The sequence below is a fragment of the Pseudonocardia sp. HH130629-09 genome (genome assembly GCF_001294645.1).
Classification (GTDB): domain Bacteria; phylum Actinomycetota; class Actinomycetes; order Mycobacteriales; family Pseudonocardiaceae; genus Pseudonocardia.
In genome coordinates, this window is record NZ_CP011868.1 from 5,745,713 (window position 1) to 5,771,281 (window position 25,569).

Here is a 25,569-nt window from a genome sequence, read left to right on the forward strand (position 1 = left end):
TCTCTATGTGGTTGTCAAGCCGCGGCGAGGGCCGGATCGGGTTCGGTAACCGTCGGTGGGGTGTAGGGCGTGTGGTCGCGGAGCATCGCGAACAGGACGTCCGTGCGGCGGCGGGCCAGGCAGATCAGGGCGGCGTTGTGGCGCTTGCCCTGGGCTCGTTTGCGGTCGTAGTAGGCGCGGCTGGTCGGGTCGGCGAGACTGGCGAACGCCGAGAGGAACAGCGCGGACTTGAGGGCATGGTTGCCGCGTTGGGAGCGGGTCTCGCCCTTGATCGAGGTCCCGGATCGACGCGTGACGGGTGCGAGCCCTGCGTAGGCGGCCAGGTGCCCGGCGGTGGGGAACGCGGATCCGTCGCCGACGATGGTGAGAATCTTGATGGCGGTCCTGACTCCGAGTCCGGGCATCGAGGTCAGGACCGGCCCAAGAGGGTGGGCCTCCAGGCGGGCCTCGAGCTCAGCCGCCAGATTGCCTCGTTCGACGTGGACGTCACGTAGCTGCGCGGCGACTCCGCTGATGACGCGGGCGAAGGCGGCCGTGCCGGCGACCACGAGTGTCTGGGCGTCGAGGGCGGCCAGGATCTGGGTGGGCAGGGTCCGCGCCAGGCGCGGCGAGCGCGGTCGCATGAGCTCGGCGATGCCGCTCTCGCCGAGCTGGCGCAGAGCCGCGGGGGTGGGTGCGGCGGCGAGCAGGTCCTGGACCCCGCCGCGATCCAGACGGGGTCCGAGCAGCCGTTCCAGAGCCGGATGAATGTGCAGCAGGGCGTCACGCAGCCGGTTGGTCAGCCGCGTGGATTGCCCGGCGAGGTCGTCGTCGTAGCCGGCCAGCACCGACAGCTCGGCGAGGGTCTCGTCGTCGCTGCCGACCCGGCGCAGCGTGTGCGGCATGCTGCGTGCGGCCTCGGCGATGACGTGAGCATCGCGGGCGTCGGTCTTGCCCTGTCCGGGGTGCAGGTCGGCGATCCGGCGCATCGCCAGCCCAGGCAGGTAGGCCATGTCGATACCCAGGCTGCGGGCGACCGCGACGGCCAGCGCGCCGATCGAGGCCGGTTGATCGACTACCACCAGCACCCGACCGTGCTCCGCGAGCGCGGTGAATACGGTGCGCAGCGCGGTCTCGTCGTTGGGCAGGGCCTTGTCGTGCACCCGCTTGCCCGCAGTGTCGAGCGCGCAGGCGTGGTGTTCGGGCTTGCCCACGTCCAGCCCGCAGAACACTGCGAACGGCACCGCTTCGATCTCCTCGGACAACCGGCGCCCTTCCGTCGTCGTGGCAGACCAGCCTGGACACCCGCGCCGGCAGCCACGTTACGAGCAGACCACGCAAGCGGGTCAGGTCTCTATCAGCGGTCGTTGGCGCCCTCCGACCACGGTGACAACACCCCCCAGATCATCAACGACAGGGGCAACGAGTCATGCCGTGGCCGGTGGCCTGCAAGCCCTCACCGGGCTTGATCAAGAAGGTAACGGGATCAGCTGGGGGACGGACTGAACCGCTGCTCGCGGGCCCGTTCGGCGTCGGTTGTGGGGATGCCACGGGTCGCCAGACGCAGTAACGGCGGCGTCATCACCGACGTCGCCACCGCCACCACGATCACGATCGCGTACATGGCTGGGCTGAGGATGCCGAGCTGGAGGCCGACAGTGGCGATCACGATCTCCACCACGCCGCGGGCGTTCAGGCCGGCGCCGATCGCGAGACCCGTACGGTGGCTGAGCCCACCGACCCGTGCCCCTGCGTAGCCCCCGCACAGCTTCGCGACCGACGCGATCAGCACCGCCACCACCGCTACCAGCAGGGTGGGGCCGTGGGCAAGGACGCCAAGGTCGAGCTTGAGCCCTGCGGTCGCGAAGAACAGCGGTGCCAGGAACGACATCACGACCGGGCGCAGCGACTCCAGGTACCCGCGGGCGTGCCTGCCCAGCGAGCCGATGGCGAGCCCGCACAGGAACGCGCCCAGGATCGGTTCCAGGCCGAGCACGAGTGTGCCGGCGGCGCAGGCCACGACGAGCACCACAACCACGGCGGTGCCGACCTCGGGGTGGGGCGACCGGCTTGAGCGATCCAGCAGCACGCGGCCCAGCGGCCGGACCACAACCACGGTGACGACGAGCGTGCCCAGCAGGTACACGACGCTCAGGCCGACGGAGCCAAGGCCGCCGCCTGCCACGACCATCGTCGACACCGCGGACAGCAGCAGCCATCCGATAATGTCGCTGATCGCGGCCGCGCCGACGATCAGCTGCCCCACCTCGCGATGCAGCAGCTGCAGGTCGATCAGCGTCTTGGCGATCACAGGGAGCGCGCTCACCGCGATCGCGACGCCAGTGAACAGCGCGAAGGTCATCGGGTCGGCGGTAGGGCCACGCAGCCAGGCGGGTAGTAGTAGGCCCAGACCGACGCCGGCAGCCAGCGGGAGCACCACGCTGCCAGTACTAACGAACGCGAGCGCCCGCCGGCTGCGCCGCATCCCCGGCAGGTCGATGTGGCCGCCGGTCAGCGCGATCAGCATCAGCACACCGAGCTGGGCGACGGCCAGGATCAAGTTCATCGGGCCGTTAGGCGACCCGGACGGAGATGCCAGCGTGACCAGCGGTTCCCCGAACAGCGTCGGCCCGAGTAGTACCCCGGCGCTCAGCTCACCGACCACGGCGGGCAGTCCGATCCGGGCTGCGAGCCGGCCCAACAGCACGGCGACGGCGAGCAGGATCCCAATCTGGACCAGGAACGCCAGCATGTCGTCGTCGCTGATGCCCGCGGCCGGTACGGCGTTCGCGAGGGTCACGGCTTTGTTCCTTTCCAGCGTAGGCCGCCCGCGGCAGGCCGGCAGAGGACCGCCCTGCGGCTGGCCACGTGGGCCACTGCATCGGCGACGGCGGCGGGATTGCCTGCGGACAGCAGGTGTCCGCCTTGAAGGGAGGCGACCATGCAGGAACCACTGGTGTGGACAGCCCACGACGCAGGCCGGTACAGCGTTGGGTCAGACCGCCCGGCAAGCACGACGATGTCGGCCGCTACCCGGATGCCGTGGAGATGGGTGGCGAGCGAGCGTGAGAGGTGCAGATCGTCCCGGATCAGGCTGACAGCATCGCGGGCGTCGTCGGTGTCGGCCAGCACCTCCGGCGGGACCTCGCCGCCCATGGTTCGCAGCGCGGCCACCACCCGCTCGCCGGTGGACAAGTCGGCTGGGATGTCGCCGCTGCGGGCCGACGGCGGCGAGTTGGACGCGGCGACTAGCACCACGCCGTCGGCACCGCGGTCGCGAGAGCTCAGCACAGCGAGGCCGAGGTAGGCCCCGAGGCTCTCGCCGTAGATGACGTCCACATCGGCGCCGATGCGGGCATCGAGGTCAGCCACAGCGCTATCGGCGTGCACGACGCGGGGTTCGTCGTAGCGATGGCCACGCCCGGGGAGTTCGACTGCCCGGGCGGTGACGCGATCGCCGAGCGCACGACGCAACGGGCGGAAGTATCCCGCGCCGCAGCATGACGGCGGGATCAGCACGACCGTCGGTCGGCCGCCGGGATCAGGCATCGCCGGTCCCTCCAGGAGATCAGGCGGGATCGGACCGGCCCGCGGCGTCGTCCGCCGCGGGCGCGGTCCGGTCACGCGGGACGGATCGGGGTGCCCTTAAGCGTCGTCGTCGTGATCTTGTTGTGGCCGAACTCGTCGCGCCCGTTCACCAGCACGGCCGACCAGCGGTCCAGCGAGATGTCGCCGCCGTACTCCTCGATGCGGTCGGTGTCCGGGTAGACGCGCACCTTCGTCGGCACATACCGGCTGGCGAAGCCCATCCGGTAGTTCTTGCCGGTGGAGACATTCGGCAGCGACGCGTGCATCAGGGTGGACCAGAAGATCACACACTGTCCTCTCTCCATGACGAGCGAGACCGCGTCCTCCTCCGATGGCTTCCAGTCCGGATCGATCTGGAGCTGGCGGTAGTCGTAACCGAAGAACCCGCGCGGGATGCCGTCCTTGATCTCGGAGTTAATCCGGTCCTCGTCGAACGTCATCTGCTTGGTCTCGTCATAGTTCATCCGGTGCTGGGTCCCGGGCATCACTTGCAGGCAGCCGTTCTCTCGTGTGGAGTCGGTAAACGCGGTCCAGACAGTCAGCGTGCCGGCGCCGAAGTCATCCTCGGACTCGCCGGGCCACAGCAGCTGTGGCTTCCCGCTGGCGTTCGCGAACGTGTCTGCCTGGTGCCAGTCGGTGCCCTCGTCTCCGGGGTACTTAGGGAAGAACTCGGATCGCCAGCACAGCAAGTCAGGCCCGAGGATGGACGCCACCCGGTCGACGATCCGATGGTGGCCGATGTGCCGGGCCAGCCCATCGACGTCGAGATGGCGGTCGTAGTTGAAGATGTTCGGCGAGCCGGCACCGAGCTCCACCTCGGGGTATGCGGCGTGGGTTCGGTCGAGAGCTTCGCGCTGGACCGAGCGCCACAGCTGGTCCATCTCCTCCGGCGTGTAGACGGTCAGCGGTCCGATATAGCCGTTGTGGTGGAAGAAGTCCATCTGCTCTCGGCTGAGCGGGTAGGCGGTCTCGGTGTTCGTAGCGGTCATCTGGAACCCTTTCAGTGCCGGTGGTCGTGGTGCTCAGGTGACGGGCTGCGCTCCGCGGGCGGCGTCACCGAGTGCCTCGGAGTAGGTGGTCTTCCGGTCGAGCGATAGCCCGAACCGCTGGCCGACGTGCTCGTTCAGGCGCGCAAACGTCATCGAGTGACCGCCGACGTCGAGGAAGTTGTCCGTCGAGACGATGTCCGGATCGTCGAGCTCGGCGCGCAGCCACTCGACGAGCCCGTCCTCGACGATGGCTGTCGCGTGGGTTTCGGACGGTGCATTCATCGGATTTTCTCCTGTCGTTCTCCACGGCACGTCTCCCGAATCTCGGGCGTCGTGGATCTGGCCCTGATGCGCAACGGCGACGCTAGGTCCGACAGGAAAGGTCCTTCAAGACTTCGCGATGGGCTGCGCATTGCTGTCCCGTCGACGGGACGTGACGCCCCATCATCCCTTTATGATCCATCCCGAAACTGTAAGAGTGAGGCCACCGACCGCCGTTCGCTTCGCGTAGCGCGGCCCTGATCATGAATGACAGGAGAATGGGATGATGAATCCGTTCGAGGACGAGAACCAGACCTATCTGGTACTGATCAACGACGAGGGCCAGTACTCACTGTGGCCTTCATTCGTCGAAGTGCCGGCGGGGTGGACGGTCGTCAAGGGTGAGGACTCGCGCGCAGCCTGCCTCGACTACATCAACGAGAACTGGACCGACATGCGGCCGCGGTCCCTCGCTGAGGCAATGGACGGCGCCCGTCTGTGACCCCATGATGCCGGTGACGGCCAGCGCGCCGTCACCGGCATCGGTGAGCTCGCCGTCACGCGTCGACAGTCAGCGCGTCCTCTGTGTCGAGAACCCTCTTGGCCGCGTTATCCAGTGTGGAGAGAACCCACTGGTCCAGGTCGATGCCGATCTGCTGCGCGGCCTCGCTCCACTGGGGGAGCCGGTTGCGCGGCACGACGAGGCGCCGCGTCTCGTTGGGCGTGCCGTTGCCGACCGCACCGGTCCGTTCGGCGCAAATCGCGGCGCGCAACTGCTTGGTGGTCCACTGCATCTGCTCGGAGCGGTCCAGCCAGCGCTCCTGCTCCTCGACCGGCAGCGAGGCGAGCTCGGCGTGATGAGCGAAGCTCAGTGCCGCACGTCGCCTCTGGAGGTCGAACCGCCGGGCGACCCACGCGTAGTTTCGGAGGGTCTGGTAGCTCAGACCAGCAGCCTGAATGCCGCGCTGGTAGCGATCGGAGTAGTGCGACTTGCCGTAGACGAGCCAGTCGCCCAGCCACCAAGACGACGAGTTCAGCAGCCCAGACAGCTGGCGACCAGCCCGTTCCCACGCCTCGAAGGACAGGTCGCGCGGAATGCTGAGACCCACATCGGTCGTCACGACCCGCTTACAGTTGACGCCGCGGGCGGTGACCTCGGGTGGCACGGTGGCAACTTGATCGCGGTCGGTCTCGGTCGCTTCGTGTTCGAAGATCATGCTTGACATCGGTCTGTCCTCAGCCCCCCAGATGAATCTCACGCCCGCGACGACGATGCGGTCGTGATCGTCATTCCGTGAATCTTCAGGTCGACCTCGTGGGTGAGACGTGCCGAGGAGTAGCTCTTCGGACATGTTCCAGACTGCATACGAAAAGCCATCGCGCACCAAGCTTGGGCGCCACGACGCGCTGCCTCCGACAGTCGGAGGACAGGTCCCACCCGAGCGACATCGACGTCCGACCTCGTACTATCTCATTCCCGGGGTAAACACCTAGGGAATTTCTCCCGTACTTGATCATGACGGTCCGGACTCCCTGCCGCTCCGCGTCGAGACGAGATCGCATGATCGATCTCGTACGCTGTTCGTGACAGTGGACTCTAACGGCTGAACCAACTCTCGTACAGTGTGTGACATCGAGTCGCCTGGGCGACCTCTGAGTCGGCGAACGCCGCGCCTGCGTCATAACGCCGCGCCTGCGGCAGGATGTGCAGGTCCCGAAGGGCAGGCAGCGCAGGACTCAACCAAACAGCAGACCTCGGGTATCCGGCGGACGCAAGAAGCCTCGCCCTGTCGAGAGAGCAGGTTGGTGGGTGCAGGTCGGACGGTGCATCCCGCGGAGTTCCACCAACGAAATCCGAGTGAATGACGACCTCGATCCGCTTATGCGGACCGCGACGATCATCGTTACCCCGTGTTCGACTCGAATCGTCCACCATAATTGCGACGACAACGCCCGCCAGACGGGCGGTGCCGTCTCATGCGAAACAGGAAGCTGTCCCGTCGACGGGACGTGTCAGAGATCGAGAACACGCGCTGCGTCTTTGCATATGGATTCGACGCGCAGTGAGCCCTTTTCAACCTGCCGTTCCGGCAGCTCAGGGGCCTGGTTGTGTGGGTGCAGACGCCGAGCTAGCGAGCCGGTGACCTGTGCAGCTGTGGTCAGAGCAGTTGCGCTGCAACCTTCGCGATCTCCTGACGCAGAAGCTCGCTGGTCAGGTTGAAAAAGGCTCAGTGGCACCCACCATGGCGTTACCTTCCGGGGCGTGAGTTGCATGGGTTTCACCGCCATTCGCTCCGCTGCTGTCGCCCGAGCTACGGACGCCTACCGGGGGAGAGACGAGAGGAAGTCAGCCGATGTTCGTCCCTGAGCAGTACCGCGAGCAGGACAGCAACTGGATGCTCGACATTGTCCGGAGCAACCCGCTGGCGCTCATGGCATCTGATGGGACTCCAGAGGGCTGCGGACCGGCCGCGACGCACCTTCCGTGCATTCCTGACCCGTCGGCGCCGCACGACTGGAGCGACGGCCCACGTGGAGCCGTTCTGCTAGGGCACATGAACCGCGCAAACCCCCAGTGGCGTCACCTGCACGACGGGCAGACCGTGCTCCTTGTGTTCACCGGGCCCCACGCCTACGTGTCACCGGCCGTCTACGACACCACCCCCGCAGCGCCAACGTGGGACTTCACCGCGGTGCACGTGCACGGCGTCGTAACGAAGCTGGAACCGCACAAGGCGGAGCGGACCACGCTCGACGTCGTCACGGACACCGTGACGGCTCTCGAGGGACGATTCGGCGCGGGCTGGGACATGACCGACTCGATCGAATACTTCCACCGGCTCCTGCCAGGAGTCGGGGCCTTCCGCGTCAGGGTCGGGTCCGCTGAGGGAATGTTCAAGCTCAGCCAGGAACAGCCCTCGGACATACGCGACCGCGTTCGCTGCCACTTCGCAGCAGCCCAGCACGGACGCAGTAGCGAGATAGCACATCTCATGACCACTCTCGACGGCCACTGATCTACGGCCACTGATTCCGACCACGAAGAGGGGAGCGACCGTGTCCAGCACCGAACTGGCCGTCGAGAGCCCGTACGTCTGGCGGGCCCGGAGACCAGGCCATGTCCACCGCTTGATCTGCTTCCCGCACGCCGGCGCGGGAGCAGGCGTGTTTGCCGATTGGGTCGGCCGCCTGCCGAGCTCGGTGGAACCCATCGCCGTCCAGCTCCCGGGACGACAGAACCGGATCGCCGAAGAACCGTTCACCGAGGTCGCCCCCCTGGTGCGCGTGCTAGTCCAGGCACTGCGACCGGTGCTGACCAGGAGGTTCTCCTTCTTCGGACACTGCGGCGGTGCTGTGCTGGCCTTCGAGCTAGCTCGCGCGCTGCGCGACCGTGGCGGCCCCCAGCCGTCACACCTGTTCCTGTCCGGACAGCCCTGTCCAGAACGGATGGATGAGGTTCGGGAGCTGCACGGCCTGAACGACGACAAGTTCCGAGACGAGGTGGTCAGCTTGGGAGGCGTCGACCCCGAAGTCGCCGAGGACGAGGACGTCATGGACGCGCTGATGCCCGTCATGCGCGACGACTTCGTGCTCTGGGAGCGCCATCGCATCACAGCCGGTGAGCCGCTTGACGTCCCGATCATCACGATGGCGGGCGACGACGATCCGCGGACCCGGCCCGACTCCGTCGAAGGTTGGCGCCGGCAGACCACCGGGCCAGTCACTAGCCACCGGTACCCCGGCGGCCACTTCTTCTTCCTCGACGCCGCTTCCGGTGTCCCGGAGCAGGCGGCACGCACGATTCTGGCATCTGAGGGGACCAAATGACCGCCACGTCACCGGAATCATCAAGCGTCGAGCTGGACCCAGGCGTCGTCGCCGGCGTCTCCGCCGCAGCCCTGGCGGTTCCGGGCGTGACCGCCGCCGCGGCGGTCCCTCGTCATGGGATCCGACGCGTCCCTGAGCCAGGTGCCCTCGTGCTGGCCACGGGTGACTCCTCAGCCTGTGAAGTGGCCAGCACCGTGTCCTCCGAGGTGTACGGGGGTGACTTGGCCGTCCCGCCGGGTGCCCCAATGACGTTGCAGGATGCGCTCGAGCAGGCCGTCACCCAGAGTCCGGAGAAGGGAACAGTGTTCATCCGCCGCGACGGCACGGCGTCGATGCAGACATTTTCAGAGCTGCGTGAGGAGGCGCAACGGGTGCTCGGCGGTCTGCGTGCCGCTGGACTGCGCCCCGGGGACGCAGCCATGTTCCAGTTCGACGACAACCGCGCCTACGTCACAGCGTTCTGGGCCTGCGTACTCGGCGGCTTTGTGCCGACGCCGGTCGCCGTGTCCCCGACCTACCGCACGGCGAACGCGACCACCCGGCGCCTGTACAACTCTCGCAAGCTTCTCGGCGACCCGGTCATCCTCACCGACGCCACCACCGAGCCGGCGCTGCGCGAGGTCGGCAGGCTGTGGGACGAGCAGAATGTGTCGATCCTAGTGGTGGAGGAGCTGGCACAACACGCGCCAGACCACGAGCGTTTCCCCACCCAGCCCGACTCCCCGGTACTCAATCTCCTCACCTCGGGCAGCACCGGCACGCCCAAGTGCGTCCAGCACACGAACGCCAGCGTCGCCGCCCGGACCTGGTCGGTAGCGCAGGAACGGGGCTATTGCTCCGACGACGTGACCGTAAACTGGATGCCGCTCGACCACGTCGCAATCGTCATGTACAACGTGCGCGACGTCTTCCTCCGATGCCTGCACGTCAACGCCCGCGTCGACCACTTTCTCGCCGACCCGCTCGCGTGGATGGACTGGATCTCGGAGTACGGGGCGACCAACACCTGGGCCCCGAACTTCGCGTTCGCGATGGTGAACGAGCGGGCCGCCGAGATCGAGGGGAGAGACTGGGACCTCTCATCAATGCGGGCTATCTGCAACGCTGCAGAGCCGGTCATCGCCTCCACCAGCAGGCGCTTCCTAGAGCTGCTCGCGCCGTACGGCATGCCGGCCGATGCCATGTGGCCCGGGTGGGGGATGTCAGAGACCTGCTCCGTGGTCACCTACGAGTGCCAGCACCGGGACCGGGCGGACGCGGCGACGGTCGCGGTCGCCCAGTCCTCGCTCGGCGGCAATATCCGTCACCTCGACACCACCGACCCGGACGCGATTGTCTTCTCCTCGGTCGGTCCACCGACGCCCGGTGTGACCATGCGGATCGCCGACGCCGACGGGCGCACCCTGCCCCAGGAGCGGATGGGCGAGCTGCTGGTGCGGGGCGAGACGATGATGAACGGCTACCACGCAAACCCCGTGGCGAACGAGGAGTCCTACGATGACGAAGGCTGGTTCCGCACCGGCGACCTTGCATTCGTTACCGGCGGATCGGTCGTCATCGCGGGCCGCATCAAGGACCAGATCATCGTCCAAGGCGTCAACTACATCGCCCACGAGATCGAGAGCGTGGCCGAGCAGTGCGAGGGCGTTCGCGTCACGTTCTCCGCGGCGACCGGTGTGCGGGAGCCGGGGGATGGCTCTGACCGTCTGGTTCTGTTCTTCGTGCCGCTGTCCTGGGACACCGACCGCCTAGCCGCAGCCGTCGTCGCCATCCGCGGCTCGATCGCCCGCCAGGTCGGACTCGTCCCTGACCTCATCGTCCCGGTGACCGAAGCAGAGTTCCCCAAGACCGGCAGCGGGAAGATCCAGCGCAGCGCGCTCGTCTCCGCGCTGCGCGAGGGTCGCTTCGACGACCGCGTCGAGACCGGCGGGCTGGCACCGGAGGCGGCCTGGACCCTCTCCCGGCGCTGGACCGTCCTGCCGGATGTCTCCGCGACCGACGACGGGAGCAGCCGGGGAGCCGTTGTCGTCCTCGCTGACGGCGACGTCCCGGTCGATGACGGGCGCCGAACCGTGGTGGCCGTCTCGCGAGGTGATACAGAGAGCGTGTCCGCGGCACTCACCGGGGTCGCGCGCCGGTACGGATCGATCGACTCGGTCGTACTGGCCTGGACGCTGCCGAACCAGTCCCGAGGAGTGGCAGAGGCCGCGGAGGAGTACACCGCAATGTTCCTTTCCGCGGTACGGGCGACCGCTGCCGCCGCGCCGGACGCGAGCCTCCTGGTGCTCACGCAGGGCGCAGTTCACGCTGTCGACGGTGACCATGTCGACCTTGGGGCGGGTGTCCTGACCGGTCTCGTGCGCACAGCCGGTGCGGAGTCACCTGTAGTACTGACTCGCCTTGTCGATCTCCCCGAGAACCGCTCCGAGTGGGGCCGCGCGCTGACCATCGAACTCGGCGACCGCGAGACCGCCGGTGTGGTCGCCGTCCGCGACGGCGTGCGATGGGTGCGACGGCTACGTCCACTCTCCGGGGACGATCCGGAGGGATCGTCTCCATTGACCGCGGGTGGTCTCTACGTTCTCACCGGCGGTCTCGGAGGTCTGGGCTACGAACTCGCGAGCTACCTCCTCGGCGCCTACAACGCGAAGGTGCTCCTGCTGGGACGGTCGCCGGCCGAGGGTGAGCGGGCCGAGCGGCTCCGCGAGCTCCATGAGCTGGGCGAAGTCGGGTACCACGCGGTGGACATCGCCGACACCGGCGCAGTGGTCGACGCAGTCCGCGAAGCCGAACAGCGGTGGGACCGCACCACCGATGTCGTCCTACATCTGGCTGGGGCTGACCCTTCCGGACAATGGGCCGAGCTTGAGCGCCACACGCTGCTCACCGAACAGCAGGCGACATTCGATTACTTTTACCGAGCTAAGGTCGCTGGCACGGTCACGGTCGGTTATCTATTGGAAGACCGGCCACAGGCAAAGGCCGTGCTGTTCGGATCGGTCAACGGGGAGTTCGGCGGTAACTCGTTCGGCGCATACTCTGCGGCGAACTCGTTCCTCACCGCGTTCGCCGACCACTGGCACCACGAGCGCGGCCGCGATGTCAGGTGCCTGGCCTGGAGTATGTGGGCCAAGGTCGGCATGAATGCCGGCCAGGCCACGGGCGCCGTCGAACAACGTGGGTTCCGGGTGATCCACCCCGACGAGGGGCTCGAGACGCTGGTCGAGGTGCTGCGGTCGGGGCATCGTCAACTGGTGATCGGGATCGACACCACGAACCCGCAGATCATCCCGGAGATGGACGGCGATGTGCTCGGCGCGAACGAACTCGTCGTCGCCTGGACCGGTGCGGACTGCGACCCCGTGGCCGTAGAGCGTGCGGTGGCCGACGCCGGACGCACCTGCCCGGTTCCGGTGCGTCCGGTCCGGTTGGCGAAGCTCCCGGTCACTGTCCACGGTGCGGTCGACGTCGCGCAGCTGCTGCTCGACACCGCCGCCACGGCCTGCGACGGAGGCGAGGTCGTCGAACCGATCGACCCGCTCGAGGTGCGAGTGGCAGCCGTCTGGTCGGAGATCCTCAACCGGGCTCGGGTCGGGCGCGACCAGTCTTTCTTCGACCTCGGCGGTAGCTCATTGAGGGCCTCGCAGCTCCTGTCGGCGCTCGACGACCGGCTTTCGGTCCGGGTACGGACCCAGGAGCTCTACGAGAACCCCACCGTCGCTGGGCTCGCCGAAGTCCTTGAGCAGCGGGGACTATCCCGCGCGAGTTGAGCCCGCCCCACCTCTACAGCTTCCGCTGCAATCGACAGACGCCGTGGCTAGTGAGCCTTTTTCAACCTGACCAGCGAGCTTCTGCGTCAGGAGATCGCGAAGGTTGCAGCGCAACTGCTCTGACCACAGCTGCACAGGTGTCAACGGCGGGTTGGGAGTGACCCCGTAGCGACGGATTGAACCGTCCCGGCTTTACTGCCGGTGGTTTGGTGGCCAGTGATCATCTGGCCGATGGTTCTGTGTCAGCGTAGTGGGCTGCCTCGAACTCGGTGGGGCTGATCATGCCCAGACTTGAGTGCAGTCGGCGGTTGTTGTACCACTCGACCCAGCTGGCGGTGGCGTACTCGACGTCGGCGATCGTGCGGTAGGGGCCGTCGTGGAAGACTCGGGTGCGGATGCATTCGGCCTTGTAGAGGCCGTTGATGGTCTCCATCAGGGCGTTGTCGTAGGCGTCGCCGACGCTGCCGACCGAGGGCCGTATGCCCTCGAGGTGCAGGTGCTCGGTGAACCGCAGACTCGTATATTGCGACCCGGCATCGGAATGGCAGATCAGCTGGTCCCGGGCCACGGCTTTGCCCTCGTGGGCACGTCGCCACAGCGCCATCCGTAACGGCACGTCCACCAGCTCGACGTCACGAGTGAGCGCGGCGTGCCAGCCCACGATCTTCTGCGAGAAGCAGTCCACGATGAACGCCACGTAGGTGAACGACTGATACGTGCGCACGTAGGTGAAGTCGGTGACCCACTTGCTGTCGGGTGCTGAGGCGGTGAAGTTGCGGTCGAGCAGATCAGCGGCCCGCTGGGCGGTCGAGTCCGGGATGGTCGTGCGCGGCCGTTTCCCGCGGACCACTCCGGCCAGCCCCACCGAGCGCATCGCCCGGTCGACCGCTCCGAACCCAGCCTCGGGCAGCACCGTTCGACGGATCAGGGCCAGCATCTTGCGACGCCCATAAAGTCCCTCTGGGGCCAGCACCGGTTCGCCGGCGCGGTTGGTGGTGAACGCCGCCGCACGGACGGCGTCTTCGACCAGGGCGTCGGTGACGGTCCGGGCCGCGACCCGGCCGGCGGCGCCGTTCCTGGTGCCGGTCCGAGCGCACCAGGCCCGCAAGGTTCGTGCCGCGATCGTGAGCCCCAGGGTGTTGAGGGCAGCAAGGATCGACTCGACGGCATGACCAGCAGCCCGCATCTGATCGACGAACGCGACGATCAGCGGTTTCGGGGGTCGAGCTCCCCCACGAAGAAAATCGTCGCCGACTTGAGGACCTCGTTGACCTCGCGCAGGCGCTTGTTCTCCGCCCGCAACCGCCGCAGCTCCTCGCGGTCATCGCTGGTCACGCCCGCTACGACGCCGGTGTCGACGTCGTGCTGGGACACCCAGCGACGCACGGACTCACGCGACACCCCGAGTGACTCAGCGACCTGGACATGCACGGCACGCTCGGTCGAGTACGCCGAACGATGCTCGGTCACCAGACGCACAGCCTGGCTCCGAACCGCTGGGTCGATCTTCTTGGGCACGACACCCATCCTCTCAGCCTGCTCACAACGGAGCGGCAGAGAAGCCGGGACGGTTCACCTGTCTCGTGATCGGTGTTTCGGCGTCGTTGCTCAGTAGGTCTCGGCTCCCGGCCAGCGGTCACCGAACGTGATGGCGAACGCGTTGATCACGGGCTTCCAACGCATCGTCCACCTCGTGCGGCCCGTCCCGGTCGGGTCCAGGCTGCGAGTCACAAGATACAAGCATTTCATCGCAGCCTGCTCAGTGGGGAAATGACCACGCGCCCGCACCGCGCGCCGGTAGCGGGCGTTAAGCGATTCGATCGCATTCGTAGAGCAGATCACCCTTCGAATCTCGACGTCGTAGTCCAAGAACGGCACGAACTCTTCCCACGCGTTGCGCCATAGCCGGATCATCGCCGCGTACTTACGGCCCCATTTCTCGTCGAGCTCATCCATAGCGATAAGTGCTGCATTCGGGTTGGGCGCGGCATAGATTGGTTTGATGTCGCGCTTCACCGCGTCCCAGTCCTGTCGACCCACCAGCCGGAAAGTGTTTCGGATCAGGTGCACGACGCAGGTTTGGACAATGGTTTGCGGCCACACGTTGGCCACGACCTCCGGGAGTCCTTTGAGGCCGTCGCAGACCAGGAACAGCACGTCACGCACGCCGCGGTTCTTCAGGTCGACCAGCACGCTCATCCAGAACTTCGCGCCCTCACTGCCGACGCCCATCCACAGCCCCAGCACGTCCTTGCAGCCGTCCACGGTGACGCCGATGGCTGCGTAGACCGGCCGGTTGGCGACCTGCCCGTCCCGGACCTTGACGTGGACAGCGTCGATGAACACCGCGGCGTACACCGAATCCAACGGCCGACCAACCCAGTCATTCATCTCGGCGACGACCTTGTCGGTGATCCGCGAGACCGTCTCCTTCGATACTGACGCCCCATAGATGTCAGCGAAATGTGCGGAAACCTCCCCGGTCGTCATCCCTTTCGCATACAGCGACAGTACGACCTCGTCGACATCTGTGAGGCGCCGCTGACGCTTCTTCACGATCTGCGGCTCGAAAGTGCTGGCCCTGTCTCTCGGAACGTCGATCTCCACGTCACCCGCGGCATCCGAGAGAACCGTCTTCGAGCGGGACCCGTTCCGCACGTTGGTGGATTCCCGGCCGGGGTCGGCCCGGTTCTTGTCGTGCCCGAGGTGCTCGGTCATCTCCTCGTTCAGCGCCGTTTCCAGAACATTCTTGGTAAAGAGCTTCAACAGGCCGTCCGGGCCGGTCAACGCCAGCCCGCGCGCCTTCGCCTCGGCCACCATCGCCGCCGCAGCGGCCCGCTCCGCCGACGCCTGCCGAGCAGGCTTCGGGTCACCCTCGCTTGGATCCACAAGGTCCGATGTCATCACTGTCCGTGCCCATCTCGCCGGACCTCAGCCCGGCGTGTCGGGCCGAAAACACCGATCTTGAAACAGTCCCGCTTCGTGCGATGAAGTTCGATAAAAGACGGTGTAGCGGGCGCCACGTCCGCCGCGCCGCGCCGGGACCGGCCGGAGGCCGCACGCTCGGCGCGGCGCCGCAGGCGCCGCCTTGATACCGAATGGAAGGTCTAGACACGGCGAGCGCTGTCGCCGCCCGATGGTGCGATTCGTGCTGTTCAGGAGGGGTGGACGATCGTGCCGTCGTGGGCCCGTGAGCAGGGTTCCGTGGTGAGCGCGTCGAGAACCCTGACGGCGTAGGCGGGCATCATGCGGTCTTCGACTTCGTCGACTGTGAGCCACTCGACGCGCTGCGATTCGGCGGTGGTGGTCGGTTCGCCGGAGAGGAAGTGGCAGCGGTAGACGATGGCGACGACGCCGATGGTCATGTTCTTGTAGACCCCGCTGAGGTGGTCGACGGCGACGGTCACACCCGTCTCTTCGGCGATCTCCCGGACGACGCCTTGCTCGAAGGTCTCGTCCTGTTCGAGGACTCCGCCCGGTGCTTCCCAGCGGCCGTTGTCGCGACGCTGGACTACGAGGATGCGTCCGTCTTCGCGGACGGTGACCCCGGCTACGGCCACGGAGTGGCGCGGCATGCTGGTCATGCTCGGTTGGGCTGCCAGACGACGAGGGTCTTGTCGTCGTGCGGCTTGGCTCGTGGGAGGGCCTGCCCGTTCGGGTCGTTCTCGGTCTCCCAGCGGTGCAGCCGGTCAAGCAGGGCTTGGAGCTCGTCGTCGTCGCTGGTGGCGACATCGGCCCAGGGCAGGCCGAGATGGTCGATGACCCGTTGAGCGCCGTCGGTGGCGATGACGGCCCAGGAGACGGATTCGTGAGGGAGATGCATGGTCTCGGCATGGTGTCCAGCGTCGGGATCGGCTTCGGCGATCCAGTAGCCGTCCTGGGTATTGCGGGCCTGGACTTCGCTGCGCTGGATGGTGGTGAGGAGGTCGCGATGTCCGTCGTCGTAGCCGTGGCCGTGGCGTAGGCGTTCGTGGTAGGTCCGGCGGGCGGCTGGGTCGACGGTGGAGAGGCGATCGTCGCGTAGGCGGACCTCTCCCCCGCTGGTCAGCCCGAGCACGATGGTGTTGTCCCCGAGCGCCGCCACCTCGATGGTTGTCTCCGTCCACCGGAGCAAGGCCACAGTCGATGACGGGCCCACCCCGGGTGTGATTCCAAGGGTGCTCTTGGCATCCGCGATGGCCTCGGCGATGACCTCGGGCAGCTCGTCGCGGCCTGCGAGTCGCGTAGTCAGTGCGTCGAGCAAGGTGTCGACGTAGCGCTCGGCCGGTGGGACCTCGGGAGCGCGTGCGGTGGCACCGTCGAGCACGACGATGCCGTGCGGTGTTGCGGTCCACCGGTCTTGCCCCGGAGGTGATCCGCCTGGCAGCACCGCGCCGTAGACGCTCACTGAGGCCACCGTCGGGGTGGCACTACGACGTCCAGACCGATGGGAGTCAGCTCGTGGAACTGTCCTCCGATGGCCATGCTGAACGAGTCGTCACCGAATTCGGCCCACAGCTCGGGCACGTGCTCCATGAGGTAGTGCGCCGCTCCCACCGATCCGAGGGCGTGAATCCCGGCGATGTGGATCACCACAGCGCCGGAGGGCATCGCATGGCGGGCCAGGTAGGCGACATCGGCGCGGTGGGGCTGCTCGTCGTCCATCGGGGACAGGAACCGCTCGCCGGTCTCGTGGTCGATGATGGCCCAGCGGGCCCCGTCGCCGATCGACATCGAGAGCAGCGGGTCGCGCTGCATGAGCACGTTCCCGATGTGGGCTGACGCGGGGCCGCAGACCACCACGGCGTCGCGCTCGGGTTCCCATTCCTGCCGCGGGTCGATGATGCGACGCTCGACGGTGAACGCCAGGCGCTCGGTCTCCTCGGTCAGGTAGGTACCGGTGGCGTCGTCCTCGGTGGCGATGACGACGTCCTGCCGGTCGAGCAGGCGCCGGCCGGGTAGCGCGACGTCGAGCGGGCCGACGCCGAAGAACGCCCGATGTGGCGGAGGCGCGGTGTTGCGGATCTGGGTGATCCGGCCCTTGGTCAGGCCGAACGCACGGGCCACCTCGGTATAGCTGCCGCCAAGCTGGTCACGGGCCTCTTCGACCGCGGCGCGACGGATGCGCGCGAGTTCCACCGATCGCTGCTGGTAAGTAGCCAGCAGGTCGGTTGCACGCCGACCGCGTCGGACCGGATCCGGCTCCGAACGCAGCGCGTGGAACTCCTCATCAACATCAACCACGCCCGCCAGTTTAGGCCCCTTGACAAGGGCTCTGCTCGGCGCCATGCTTGTTTAGCCCCCTGAACGGACTGTCTGACCGAGCAGGGGTTTAGAGGTATCAACGACGAGAGGTGGAGCGATGAGGGATCTTCCGGTGGTGCTCGACGGCTACAAGCTCACGGTGGTGGAGCCGCCCGCACCCAAGACCCGGCAGGACGCGAACGGTGCGGAGGTGCCGGTGACCGACCGGGACGGGGTGACGCAGTTCGTGGTGTCACTGTTCGCGAAGCTCCAGGTCCAGGCCGGGCAGCGAGCCCCGAAGGGCGAGGAGATCAAGGTGACCCTCACCGCCGACCCCGGGGACGGGTTCGGGGAGGACGCCCGGGTCCAGCTCATCGATCCGAAGATCAACCCGTACTCCATCGAGTCCGCGGATGGCCGGACGGTGTCGGGGATCGCGTTCAAGGCGATGGGCCTCAAGCACGCCCACCCCGCTCCCGCGCCGATGCGCCGGGGCAAGGACGACGAGAACCACTCCTGACCGACCTCTGAGTCGTCGGTGTCGCCCGCGGTGATGTGCGGGCCGGCCGCCTGATAGAGCGGCCCAATTCATGCGCCGGAATGGTGTTCCGGCAATTCCCAGTAATTCCGAGACGGGGACACCTGTGTCCTCGATCAGGGGTGATCTGCGGTGGTGTGTGGCGAATGCAGCGGTAGCGGGGCGTGCGATGTGTGCGACGGCTACGGCGACTCGACCTGCGGTGTCGAGTGTGGGGCGTGTGGTGGTTCCGGGGTCTGCCCGGGCTGCTTCGGAGACGGCGAGACCAGCAGCCCGACGGCTGCGGTGGAGATGGAGACGACGCGATGAGCACAACGACGAGTGTCCGTCCGCGGGTGACGACCGGGGTGGGTCGGCTGGTGCGGCGGTTGGAGATCGAGCGGCGCCGCTGGGCCCGCACCGATCACCCCGTCGTAGCGACGGAGCAGGCGTGGCGGGCCGGGGTCGCCGAGGGCCTGCGCCTGGCCCAGCTCGCGATCCGCAAGGGGGTCTGAGGCGGTGGCGATCAACCTGGGCCCGCGGGATCGGATCAAGACGCTGCCGAAGGTCAACCGGCGGGCGCTGCGGAAGTACGGCGAGTTCTGGCGGGCATTGCAGCTCGTCGGGGACGCCCTCGCCGAAGCCGACAAGGTCGCGGCCAAGGCCACCGACACCAAGGGCAAGCGCTCTGGGAAGGGCGTGTCGGCCAAGAGCGGTGCGGGCGGGGAGCACTGGTCGACTGCGTCGCCGGAGGAGATCCGGGCTTCGGCCAAGACCGCGCATGCCTCGCTGCGGGTGATGGCGTCGGCGGCGAAGAAGTGGGAGGCCGAGTTGGTCTCCCGCGAATGGAGGAAGTGATGTCGAAGGCTGTGGACCGCACGGTTGAGGAGCTGGATGCCGCGATGCGCGAACTCAAACGGTCGCTGCATGGGATTCCGTATCGGACGGGTGGGTTCAAGAACACCCACGACAACCTCGCCCGCGACGTCGCCCACCTGACCGTGCACCTCGATTCGGCGCGTGGGGCTTTGCGCGAACAGAAGTGACCCATCTCTGGGTGGTGGGGTCGCCCGCTGCACTGATTCTTGGCGGAAACACACAGCGGGCGCCCCTGCTACCCGACAACTCTCGTGAGGACTGGTAGCAGTGAACAAGCGTAGTAGCTCTGCAACTCGTATGAACGGCCCGGCCCGCACTCATGTGGGTCGTGCCTCGCGGCCGCCGGGGCGGGAGTTCCAGGCGCTGGCCTGGACGGCCCGTCATCCTGGGTTCGTCGCCGTACCCCTGATCGTCCTGGGGCTGGTGCTCGTCCTGGGGCCGGTTCTGGCGGCGATCCTGCTCGGCGCTCTGGCGGGCTCCGTGGCGGTCTGGGGCCGTGCTCACCCGGCCACCTTCGACCGGTTCGCCGCACCCGCCCTACGGGCCACCTGGCGCCGTTGGACGGTCTACCGCGGACGTCGGTGGACGCAGTTGATGTCTGAGAGCGTGTTTGAGACGGGTCGGCGTGTCTGCGCTGGATGCGTCCGGGTGTGGTCCATCGTGGAGGAGTGGCTCGGCGTAGGCGGCGGTACCCCTCGGACACCAGCGATGAGCAGTGGGCGTTGATCGAGCCGCTGCTGCCAGCGGCGGGGGCGGGAGGCCGGCCGGAGAAGCACGCGCGCCGTGATGTGGTGGATGCGATCCTCTATGTCGTGCGCGCCGGGTGCGCGTGGCGTGCTCTACCAGTTGATTTCCCGCCGTGGCAGACGGTGTACTGGTACTTCAACCGGTGGGAGCAGCAGAGGGTCACCGAGCAGATCCTCCCGATCGTGCGCCGTCAGCTACGCGCTGATGAGGGCCGCGACCCCGAACCCAGCGCGGGGATCATCGACTCGCAGTCGGTGAGGAGCGCTGACACGGTCGGGCGGGACACCCGCGGCTACGACGCCGGGAAGAAGATCAACGGCCGGAAGCGGTTCATCGTGACCGACACCCTCGGCCTGCTGCTGACCACGATGGTGTGCTCGGCGTCGGTGCAGGACCGCGATGGCGCCAAGTCGACCCTGCTCGACCTCTACCTGCGCACGAGGGTGCGGTTCGTCTACGCCGACGCCGGGTTCGCCGGGCGCCTGCTGGACTGGGCGACCACGATCCTGCACACCAGCGTCGAGATCGTGCGCAAACCGCCTGAGCAGCGCGGATTCGCCGTCCTCCCGCGGCGGTGGGTGGTCGAGCGGACCCTGGCCTGGGTCACCGCGCACCGCCGCCTGGCCCGGGACTACGAACGCCACCCCGCAGTGTCCGAGGCCATGATCCGCTGGGCGGCGATCAACACCATCACCCGCCGCATCGCCCGTGGCGAACCCGCCCGACGCCAGCAGAAGTACGTAGTCACACCCTCAACATGATCTTCTCAAACACTCTCTGACACCGGGCTGACGAAGGAGCACCAACACACCGGCGATCTGCTCGTGCCCCGCGTGCTGCGGGTGCGGTCGTCGTCGCGATCGATCGACACCGTCTACGTGCGCATGGTCCGCGGCCAGGACGTCGCCTACTGGCAGGAACGCTCCTCCGTGCTGTGGGAAGCCCTGATCGCCCACCGGGTCGCCATCACCCGCCACCGCCCCGGCGTCGTCGCGATCGTCATCGAGTGGGAGCTGCCCTTCACCCGCACCATCCCCGCACCCGACATCCCCGAGCAGGTCGACGACGTGGACCTGGGCGCGGTGGAGATCGGGGACAACGAGCGCGGCGAGCCCTTCACCGCACCCGTCATCGGCGGACACCGCCTCGTGGCCGGCGCCTCCGGAGCAGGCAAGGGCTCCGTGCTCTGGTCGACGCTGCGTGGGGTCGGTCCGTGCATCTGCGACGGCATCGTGCGGGTCTGGATGGTCGACCTCAAGGGCGGGGTGGAGACCGAGCAGGGCGCCCCGCTGTTCCACCGCTACGCCACCACCATGCCCCAAGCGCTGGAGCTGCTCACCGAGTTCCGCGACGCCATGCGCGACCGCCAAGACGACATGCGCGACCAGAACATCCGCGCCGCCACCCCCAGCATCGGGACGCCGGTGGAGCTGCTGGTGATCGATGAGATGGCGATGCTCACCGCCTACGGCGACCGCACCTCGGTCCGGGACGCCCTGCGGCTGCTCGCGGAGGTGATGACCCAGGGGCGGGCGTCGCTGTTCGCCGTCCACGGCTACCTGCAGGAGCCCTCCAAGGACGTCGTGGACGTGCGGGAGCTGTTCACCCAGCGGATCTGCCTCGGCGTCACCGCCGCCTCCCACGTCGACATGGTCCTCGGGGAAGGCGCCCGGGAGCGGGGGGCGCTGGCCGATGAGATTCCCGGCGACGCCCGCCACGCCGGGATCGGGTTCGTGATCGACAAAGGGTCCCGGCTCCCGGTCCGCTTCCGGGCGGCATTCGTCTCCGACGACGACATCACCGAACTCGTGACCCGCTGCACCCCACCGCCGGACGCGGACGTGATCGACCTCGACACCGAGCGGGGCGCCGCCTGATGGGCACCACCACCGCATGGGTGCTCCGCACCTGGGCCAAGTTCACCCTGCTCTTCGCCCTCATCGTGGCCGGGACCTGGCTCTACCTCGGATCGGGGTCCGGCTGGTTCTGGATCGTCCTCGCCGGGGCCGTCGTCGCCGAGTGGTATGTGATGCGCCAGCTCGCCCGCGAGTGGTCCTGGGAAGCCCGCGCCACCTGGTGGTGGTCGGCATGACCGCCGAGACGAGCACCGTGCAGGGCGCGCTGTTCGGGGACCCGGCCGTCATCGAGACCACCGACCACGGGCCCACCGCGACGCAGGACCCGCGGGAAGTCGCCCGGGTCGTCGGGCTGGCCCAGGACCCGGGGCTGTTCGTCGTCGAGCGCACCGGGCTCGTACTGCGCGCCGACCCGGCCCGTCCTGGCTGCGCCGACGCCCTGGCCCGGCATGACGGGGACACCGTGGCCCAGCTCCTTGACACCGGGCACCTGCGGCTCGGCGGTACCCACCACGTCCACCACAACGGTGATGAGGGCCCGGCCCGCTCGGTGCTCGTGCCGAAGGCGACCCGGGACATGGTGTCGCGCTGGGACCACCTGCGGCCCATCCCGGAACCCACCCGGGCACCGGAACCGACCAAGGCCCCGCAGCGCTCCACCGGGTTGATCGGCGTCGACGTGGTGGAACCCGGTAAGGCGCTGGTCTGCCTCGGCACGACCGGGCAAGGCGGGACCGTGCTGCGCGACGGCGGCCGCTACCGGGTCGAGAACGACCACGGCGCACTCGTCGGCCACGCCTCGTCCTACCGGGCCGCCGCGCGGCTCCTGGCTCGCTACCACGGCTACGCACCAGGGCCGGTCGAGATCGAGCACGAGCACCGCCTCCACCGCCGCTGACCCCGGCAATCTGGCCCGGCCCCGCCATTGCGAGTCCAGCTCCCGGCGGGGCCGGCGCCCACCCCGCACCCACTCGCCCCGTCCCTCGGAGGGATGCCGTGATGACGGCTGCCACGACCGCTCCACACGACCACGATCTGTCCCACTTGCTGCGCTCGACCGGTTTCCAGACCTGGCGCCGGGAGGTCACCGCGATCGGCGGCTGCGCCGCCCCCATCCACCTCGCTGGTTCCTCCCACATCTACGACCGGACCACCGGCACCGTCCTCGCCGAACGCGACGGCGAGATCCTCGCCCCCTGCGGCAACCGACGAGCGTCGGTGTGCCCCGCGTGCTCGGACCGCTACGCCTCCGACGCCTACCACCTGCTCCGCTCCGGGATGGCCGGCGGCAAGGGCGTCCCGGACACGGCCGCCGCACACCCGCGGCTGTTCGTCACCCTCACCGCGCCCTCCTTCGGCCCCGTGCACACCCGCCGGGTCACCGCCCGCGGCCTGATCGTCCCCTGCCGCTGCGGGGACAAGCACCACCGCGACGACCCCCGCATCGGCTGCGCCCTCGACCCCGACACCCACGACTACACCGGCGCCGTGCTCTGGCAGGCCCACTCCGGCGTCCTCTGGAACCGCTTCGCCATCCGCCTCCGCCGCCTGCTCGCCCACGCCCTCGGCGTCCGGGTCCGCGACTTCCGCGACCACGCACGCCTGTCCTACGCCAAGGTCGCCGAGTACCAACGCCGCGGGCTCGTCCACTTCCACGCCGTCGTGCGCCTCGACGGCCCCGACGGACCCTGGACCGCACCACCGCCCGGGACCACAGCCGACGCACTCCATGCGGCCATCCGGGACGCTGCGCACGACGTGTCGCTCACGGTGGACCGGCCCGACGGCACACCGCAGACGCTGGCGTGGGGCAGCCAGGTCGACATCCGGCCCATCACCTCCACGACCGCGGCGGCGCTGGAGGACGACGACGGGGAGATCACCGACTCAGCCCTGGCCGCCTACGTGGCCAAGTACGCCACCAAGGGCACCGGCAAGTCCGAAGCCACCGACCGGCCCATCCGCGACATCGCCCACCTCGACCACCTCGACATCACCGCGCACCACCGGCGCCTGATCGAGACCGCGTGGGAGCTCGGCGGACGCGAGGAGTACGAGGGGCTGAACCTGCGCCGCTGGGCGCACATGCTCGGGTTCCGCGGCCACTTCCTCACCAAATCCCGCGCCTACTCCACGACCTTCGGCGCGATCCGCGGCGACAGGCGCACCTACCGCCTCGGCGAAACCCTCGCCGCCCTCGACACCCCCACCGAGCCCGGATCGGTGCTGGTGGTCAACGACTGGTCCGTCGTCCACATCGGCCACCGCAACGACGCGGAACGAGAGATCGCACTCGGCATCGCCGAACGACGACGCGAACAGCGCACGAGTAGGAAGGAGGCCCGTCATGGCTGACTCAACCGCGCAGTACTTGACCGTCCCGCAGGCGGCCGAGCACCTGAACACGTCGGTGCGCTTCGTCCGCCGGCTCATCGCCGAACGCCGCGTCGCCTTCTTCCGGGTCGGTCGACACGTGCGCTTCGCCGTGGCCGATCTCGACGCCTTCGTCCAGGCCGGGCGGGTCGAGCCGGTGACCGCCGCGAGCGTCTGGCGTGACCTCGGCGGGGTGGCCTGATGGCGAACAAGCGGGGTCACCGTCGGTTCGGGCATGTCCGCAAGCTGCCCTCCGGCCGCTACCAGGCGAGCTACCTCGGTCCGGACGGGCAGCGCCGGAGCGCTCCGACCACGTTCGCCCGCAAGACCGATGCCGACGTCTACCTGTCCCGGGTCGAGGCGACGATCAGTCAGGGCGAGTGGACGGACCCGTCCCGGGCCAAGGTCCGCCTCGTCGACTACGCCGGACGCTGGGTCGAGCAGCGCGCGGGACTCCGGCCGCGCACCGTCGAGCTGTATCGATGGCTGCTGGCCAGGCACATCGTCCCCACCCTCGGCGGGGTCGCGCTCGGTGAGCTGACCACGGCGCTCGTCCGACAGTGGCGGGCCGACCTGCTCACCGCCGGGGTGTCCCAGACGATGGCGGCCAAGGCGTACCGGCTCCTGCGGGCGGTGCTCAACACCGCCGTCGACGAGGACCGCATCCTTCCTCGGAATCCGTGCCGGGTCCGCGGCGCCGACCAGGAGAACCCGGCGGAACGCCCGGTCCTCACCGTGCCGCAGGTGTTCGAGCTGGCCGACGCGATGCGCTACCGCCGACTGCGGATGCTGATCATCGTGACCTCGTTCGCGACGCTGCGGTGGGGCGAGGCGACCGCCCTCCGGCGCCAGGACGTCGCCGCAGACGGGAGCTGGGTCCGGGTCAGCGTCGCCCACACCGAGGTCGTCGGGCGGGGGATCGTCGTCGGACCGCCGAAGTCCCGAGCCGGGGTCCGGACGATCAGCATCCCGACGGCCGTCCGCCCGGACCTGGTGGAGCACCTGCGCGAGTACGTCGGCCCGGAGCCGGACGCGCTGCTGTTCACCGGGCCCAAGGGCGGGGCCTTGCGCCGGGCGCACTTCAACAACCTCGTCCGCTGGGTCGAGACCGTGAAGAAACTCGGGGCGCCCGGCCTGCACTTCCACGACCTGCGCCACACCGGCAACCTCTGGGCGGCGCAGACCGGCGCGAGCACCAAGGACCTGATGTCCCGGATGGGGCATGACGACATGCGAGCGGCCCTGATCTACCAGCGTGCGACCAGCTCGGCCGACCGCCGGATCGCCGACGGGCTGAGCGGCCTGGTCGACGAGCACCGACGCGGGCCCGCTCGACCACAGAGCGCCGAGCCGGATCCGCCGGTCGCCGGATGAGAGACCCGAATCGCACGGGGATCGCACGAAGGACCGTTCCCCGGGAACGACGAAGGCCCAGGCGCGGCGGTGATCCTGCCGCTGACCTGGGCCTTCGTGTTCTGAGCGGATGACGGGAATCGAACCCGCGTATTCAGCTTGGGAAGCTGATGTTCTACCATTGAACTACATCCGCATGTCGCGAG

General features: G+C 68.2%; 26 protein-coding genes and 1 tRNA gene. 15 read left to right on the plus strand and 12 right to left on the minus strand.

Features of this window, described 5'->3' with window-relative positions; translation table 11 throughout:
• Positions 1–14: 14 nt before the first annotated feature.
• From XF36_RS26760 to XF36_RS26780, 5 genes are all read right to left on the minus strand, one after another.
• On the minus strand, positions 15–1,244 hold the full coding sequence (locus XF36_RS26760) for an IS110 family transposase (protein WP_060711898.1): 1,230 nt from the start codon (positions 1,242–1,244) through the stop codon (positions 15–17).
• A gap of 221 nt (positions 1,245–1,465) precedes the next feature.
• A complete protein-coding gene (locus XF36_RS26765; RefSeq protein ID WP_064485510.1) occupies positions 1,466–2,779 on the minus strand; it encodes a cation:proton antiporter in 1,314 nt (437 codons plus the stop codon).
• Positions 2,776–3,528: a thioesterase II family protein gene (locus XF36_RS26770; RefSeq protein WP_082375678.1), complete on the minus strand. Its 753-nt coding sequence runs from the start codon at positions 3,526–3,528 to the stop codon at positions 2,776–2,778. Before XF36_RS26770 ends, XF36_RS26765 begins: the two co-directional genes overlap by 4 nt.
• Positions 3,529–3,599: 71 nt before the next feature.
• On the minus strand, positions 3,600–4,556 hold the full coding sequence (locus XF36_RS26775) for a chlorinating enzyme (RefSeq protein ID WP_060714102.1): 957 nt from the start codon (positions 4,554–4,556) through the stop codon (positions 3,600–3,602).
• Positions 4,557–4,589: 33 nt separating this feature from the next.
• Positions 4,590–4,838 (minus strand): acyl carrier protein, encoded by a 249-nt coding sequence (locus tag XF36_RS26780; protein ID WP_060714103.1) that lies wholly within the window; start codon positions 4,836–4,838, stop codon positions 4,590–4,592.
• A gap of 262 nt (positions 4,839–5,100) precedes the next feature.
• On the opposite strand from XF36_RS26780, the gene XF36_RS26785 reads away from it, so the two are divergent.
• Positions 5,101–5,319, plus strand: a complete 219-nt coding sequence (locus XF36_RS26785) for an MbtH family protein (protein WP_145981524.1) — start codon at positions 5,101–5,103, stop codon at positions 5,317–5,319.
• Positions 5,320–5,374: 55 nt separating this feature from the next.
• On the opposite strand, the gene XF36_RS26790 is transcribed toward XF36_RS26785, so the two are convergent.
• Positions 5,375–6,043 carry an LmbU family transcriptional regulator gene (locus XF36_RS26790; protein ID WP_193393991.1) on the minus strand — a complete coding sequence of 223 codons (669 nt, stop codon included), beginning with the start codon at positions 6,041–6,043 and terminating at the stop codon, positions 5,375–5,377.
• A gap of 1,128 nt (positions 6,044–7,171) precedes the next feature.
• Between XF36_RS26790 and XF36_RS26795 the strand changes: the two genes are divergently transcribed.
• The 3 genes from XF36_RS26795 (at position 7,172) to XF36_RS26805 (ending at position 12,415) form a co-directional block, all read left to right on the plus strand.
• Positions 7,172–7,834 (plus strand): FMN-binding negative transcriptional regulator, encoded by a 663-nt coding sequence (locus XF36_RS26795; RefSeq protein ID WP_060714104.1) that lies wholly within the window; start codon positions 7,172–7,174, stop codon positions 7,832–7,834.
• Positions 7,835–7,874: 40 nt separating this feature from the next.
• The gene (locus tag XF36_RS26800; RefSeq protein ID WP_064485511.1) at positions 7,875–8,645 is read left to right on the plus strand and encodes a thioesterase II family protein; all 771 of its coding nucleotides are present in this window, start codon (positions 7,875–7,877) and stop codon (positions 8,643–8,645) included.
• Positions 8,646–8,890: 245 nt separating this feature from the next.
• Positions 8,891–12,415 carry an SDR family NAD(P)-dependent oxidoreductase gene (locus XF36_RS26805; protein ID WP_168169579.1) on the plus strand — a complete coding sequence of 1,175 codons (3,525 nt, stop codon included), beginning with the start codon at positions 8,891–8,893 and terminating at the stop codon, positions 12,413–12,415.
• Between the two features lie 220 nt (positions 12,416–12,635).
• Here the strand turns inward: XF36_RS26805 and XF36_RS26810 are convergent.
• The 5 genes from XF36_RS26810 to XF36_RS26835 all read right to left on the minus strand — a co-directional run bounded on the left by XF36_RS26810 (position 12,636) and on the right by XF36_RS26835 (position 17,683).
• Positions 12,636–13,933 (minus strand): IS3 family transposase gene (locus tag XF36_RS26810; protein ID WP_145981349.1). Its coding sequence is split into 2 segments (ribosomal slippage): positions 12,636–13,660 and positions 13,660–13,933, totalling 1,299 coding nucleotides; the frame shifts between segments, so codons are not numbered across the junction.
• Between the two features lie 90 nt (positions 13,934–14,023).
• On the minus strand, positions 14,024–15,235 hold the full coding sequence (locus XF36_RS26820; RefSeq protein WP_238589343.1) for an IS256 family transposase: 1,212 nt from the start codon (positions 15,233–15,235) through the stop codon (positions 14,024–14,026).
• 335 nt (positions 15,236–15,570) lie between these two features.
• The gene (locus tag XF36_RS26825) at positions 15,571–15,999 is read right to left on the minus strand and encodes an NUDIX hydrolase (protein ID WP_060714107.1); all 429 of its coding nucleotides are present in this window, start codon (positions 15,997–15,999) and stop codon (positions 15,571–15,573) included.
• The gene (locus XF36_RS26830; protein WP_145981525.1) at positions 15,996–16,802 is read right to left on the minus strand and encodes a hypothetical protein; all 807 of its coding nucleotides are present in this window, start codon (positions 16,800–16,802) and stop codon (positions 15,996–15,998) included. The genes XF36_RS26825 and XF36_RS26830 overlap by 4 nt, the downstream gene beginning before the upstream one ends.
• The gene (locus tag XF36_RS26835) at positions 16,799–17,683 is read right to left on the minus strand and encodes a hypothetical protein (RefSeq protein WP_145981526.1); all 885 of its coding nucleotides are present in this window, start codon (positions 17,681–17,683) and stop codon (positions 16,799–16,801) included. The genes XF36_RS26830 and XF36_RS26835 overlap by 4 nt, the downstream gene beginning before the upstream one ends.
• Positions 17,684–17,756: 73 nt before the next feature.
• On the opposite strand from XF36_RS26835, the gene XF36_RS26840 reads away from it, so the two are divergent.
• The 11 genes from XF36_RS26840 (at position 17,757) to XF36_RS26885 (ending at position 25,384) form a co-directional block, all read left to right on the plus strand.
• Positions 17,757–18,158: a hypothetical protein gene (locus XF36_RS26840; protein ID WP_060714110.1), complete on the plus strand. Its 402-nt coding sequence runs from the start codon at positions 17,757–17,759 to the stop codon at positions 18,156–18,158.
• A gap of 323 nt (positions 18,159–18,481) precedes the next feature.
• Positions 18,482–18,670, plus strand: coding sequence for a hypothetical protein (locus XF36_RS30965; protein ID WP_082375681.1), 189 nt, complete (start codon positions 18,482–18,484; stop codon positions 18,668–18,670).
• A gap of 4 nt (positions 18,671–18,674) precedes the next feature.
• On the plus strand, positions 18,675–19,013 hold the full coding sequence (locus XF36_RS26845; RefSeq protein ID WP_060714111.1) for a hypothetical protein: 339 nt from the start codon (positions 18,675–18,677) through the stop codon (positions 19,011–19,013).
• On the plus strand, positions 19,013–19,201 hold the full coding sequence (locus XF36_RS26850) for a hypothetical protein (RefSeq protein ID WP_010223771.1): 189 nt from the start codon (positions 19,013–19,015) through the stop codon (positions 19,199–19,201). Before XF36_RS26845 ends, XF36_RS26850 begins: the two co-directional genes overlap by 1 nt.
• 471 nt (positions 19,202–19,672) lie before the next feature.
• The gene (locus tag XF36_RS26855; protein ID WP_060713651.1) at positions 19,673–20,542 is read left to right on the plus strand and encodes an IS5 family transposase; all 870 of its coding nucleotides are present in this window, start codon (positions 19,673–19,675) and stop codon (positions 20,540–20,542) included.
• Between the two features lie 63 nt (positions 20,543–20,605).
• Positions 20,606–21,658 (plus strand): FtsK/SpoIIIE domain-containing protein, encoded by a 1,053-nt coding sequence (locus tag XF36_RS26860; protein WP_238589034.1) that lies wholly within the window; start codon positions 20,606–20,608, stop codon positions 21,656–21,658.
• Positions 21,658–21,873 carry a hypothetical protein gene (locus tag XF36_RS26865; protein ID WP_060714112.1) on the plus strand — a complete coding sequence of 72 codons (216 nt, stop codon included), beginning with the start codon at positions 21,658–21,660 and terminating at the stop codon, positions 21,871–21,873. Before XF36_RS26860 ends, XF36_RS26865 begins: the two co-directional genes overlap by 1 nt.
• The gene (locus XF36_RS26870; RefSeq protein WP_238589035.1) at positions 21,870–22,535 is read left to right on the plus strand and encodes a hypothetical protein; all 666 of its coding nucleotides are present in this window, start codon (positions 21,870–21,872) and stop codon (positions 22,533–22,535) included. The genes XF36_RS26865 and XF36_RS26870 overlap by 4 nt, the downstream gene beginning before the upstream one ends.
• A 101-nt stretch (positions 22,536–22,636) precedes the next feature.
• On the plus strand, positions 22,637–23,992 hold the full coding sequence (locus XF36_RS26875; RefSeq protein ID WP_060714114.1) for a replication initiator: 1,356 nt from the start codon (positions 22,637–22,639) through the stop codon (positions 23,990–23,992).
• A complete protein-coding gene (locus XF36_RS26880) occupies positions 23,985–24,212 on the plus strand; it encodes a helix-turn-helix domain-containing protein (protein ID WP_060714115.1) in 228 nt (75 codons plus the stop codon). Before XF36_RS26875 ends, XF36_RS26880 begins: the two co-directional genes overlap by 8 nt.
• Complete coding sequence (locus XF36_RS26885) at positions 24,212–25,384, plus strand: tyrosine-type recombinase/integrase (RefSeq protein WP_060714116.1); 1,173 nt, start codon at positions 24,212–24,214, stop codon at positions 25,382–25,384. The genes XF36_RS26880 and XF36_RS26885 overlap by 1 nt, the downstream gene beginning before the upstream one ends.
• 104 nt (positions 25,385–25,488) lie before the next feature.
• Here the strand turns inward: XF36_RS26885 and XF36_RS26890 are convergent.
• Positions 25,489–25,559, minus strand: a tRNA-Gly gene (locus XF36_RS26890).
• Between the last annotated feature and the right edge of the window lie 10 nt (positions 25,560–25,569).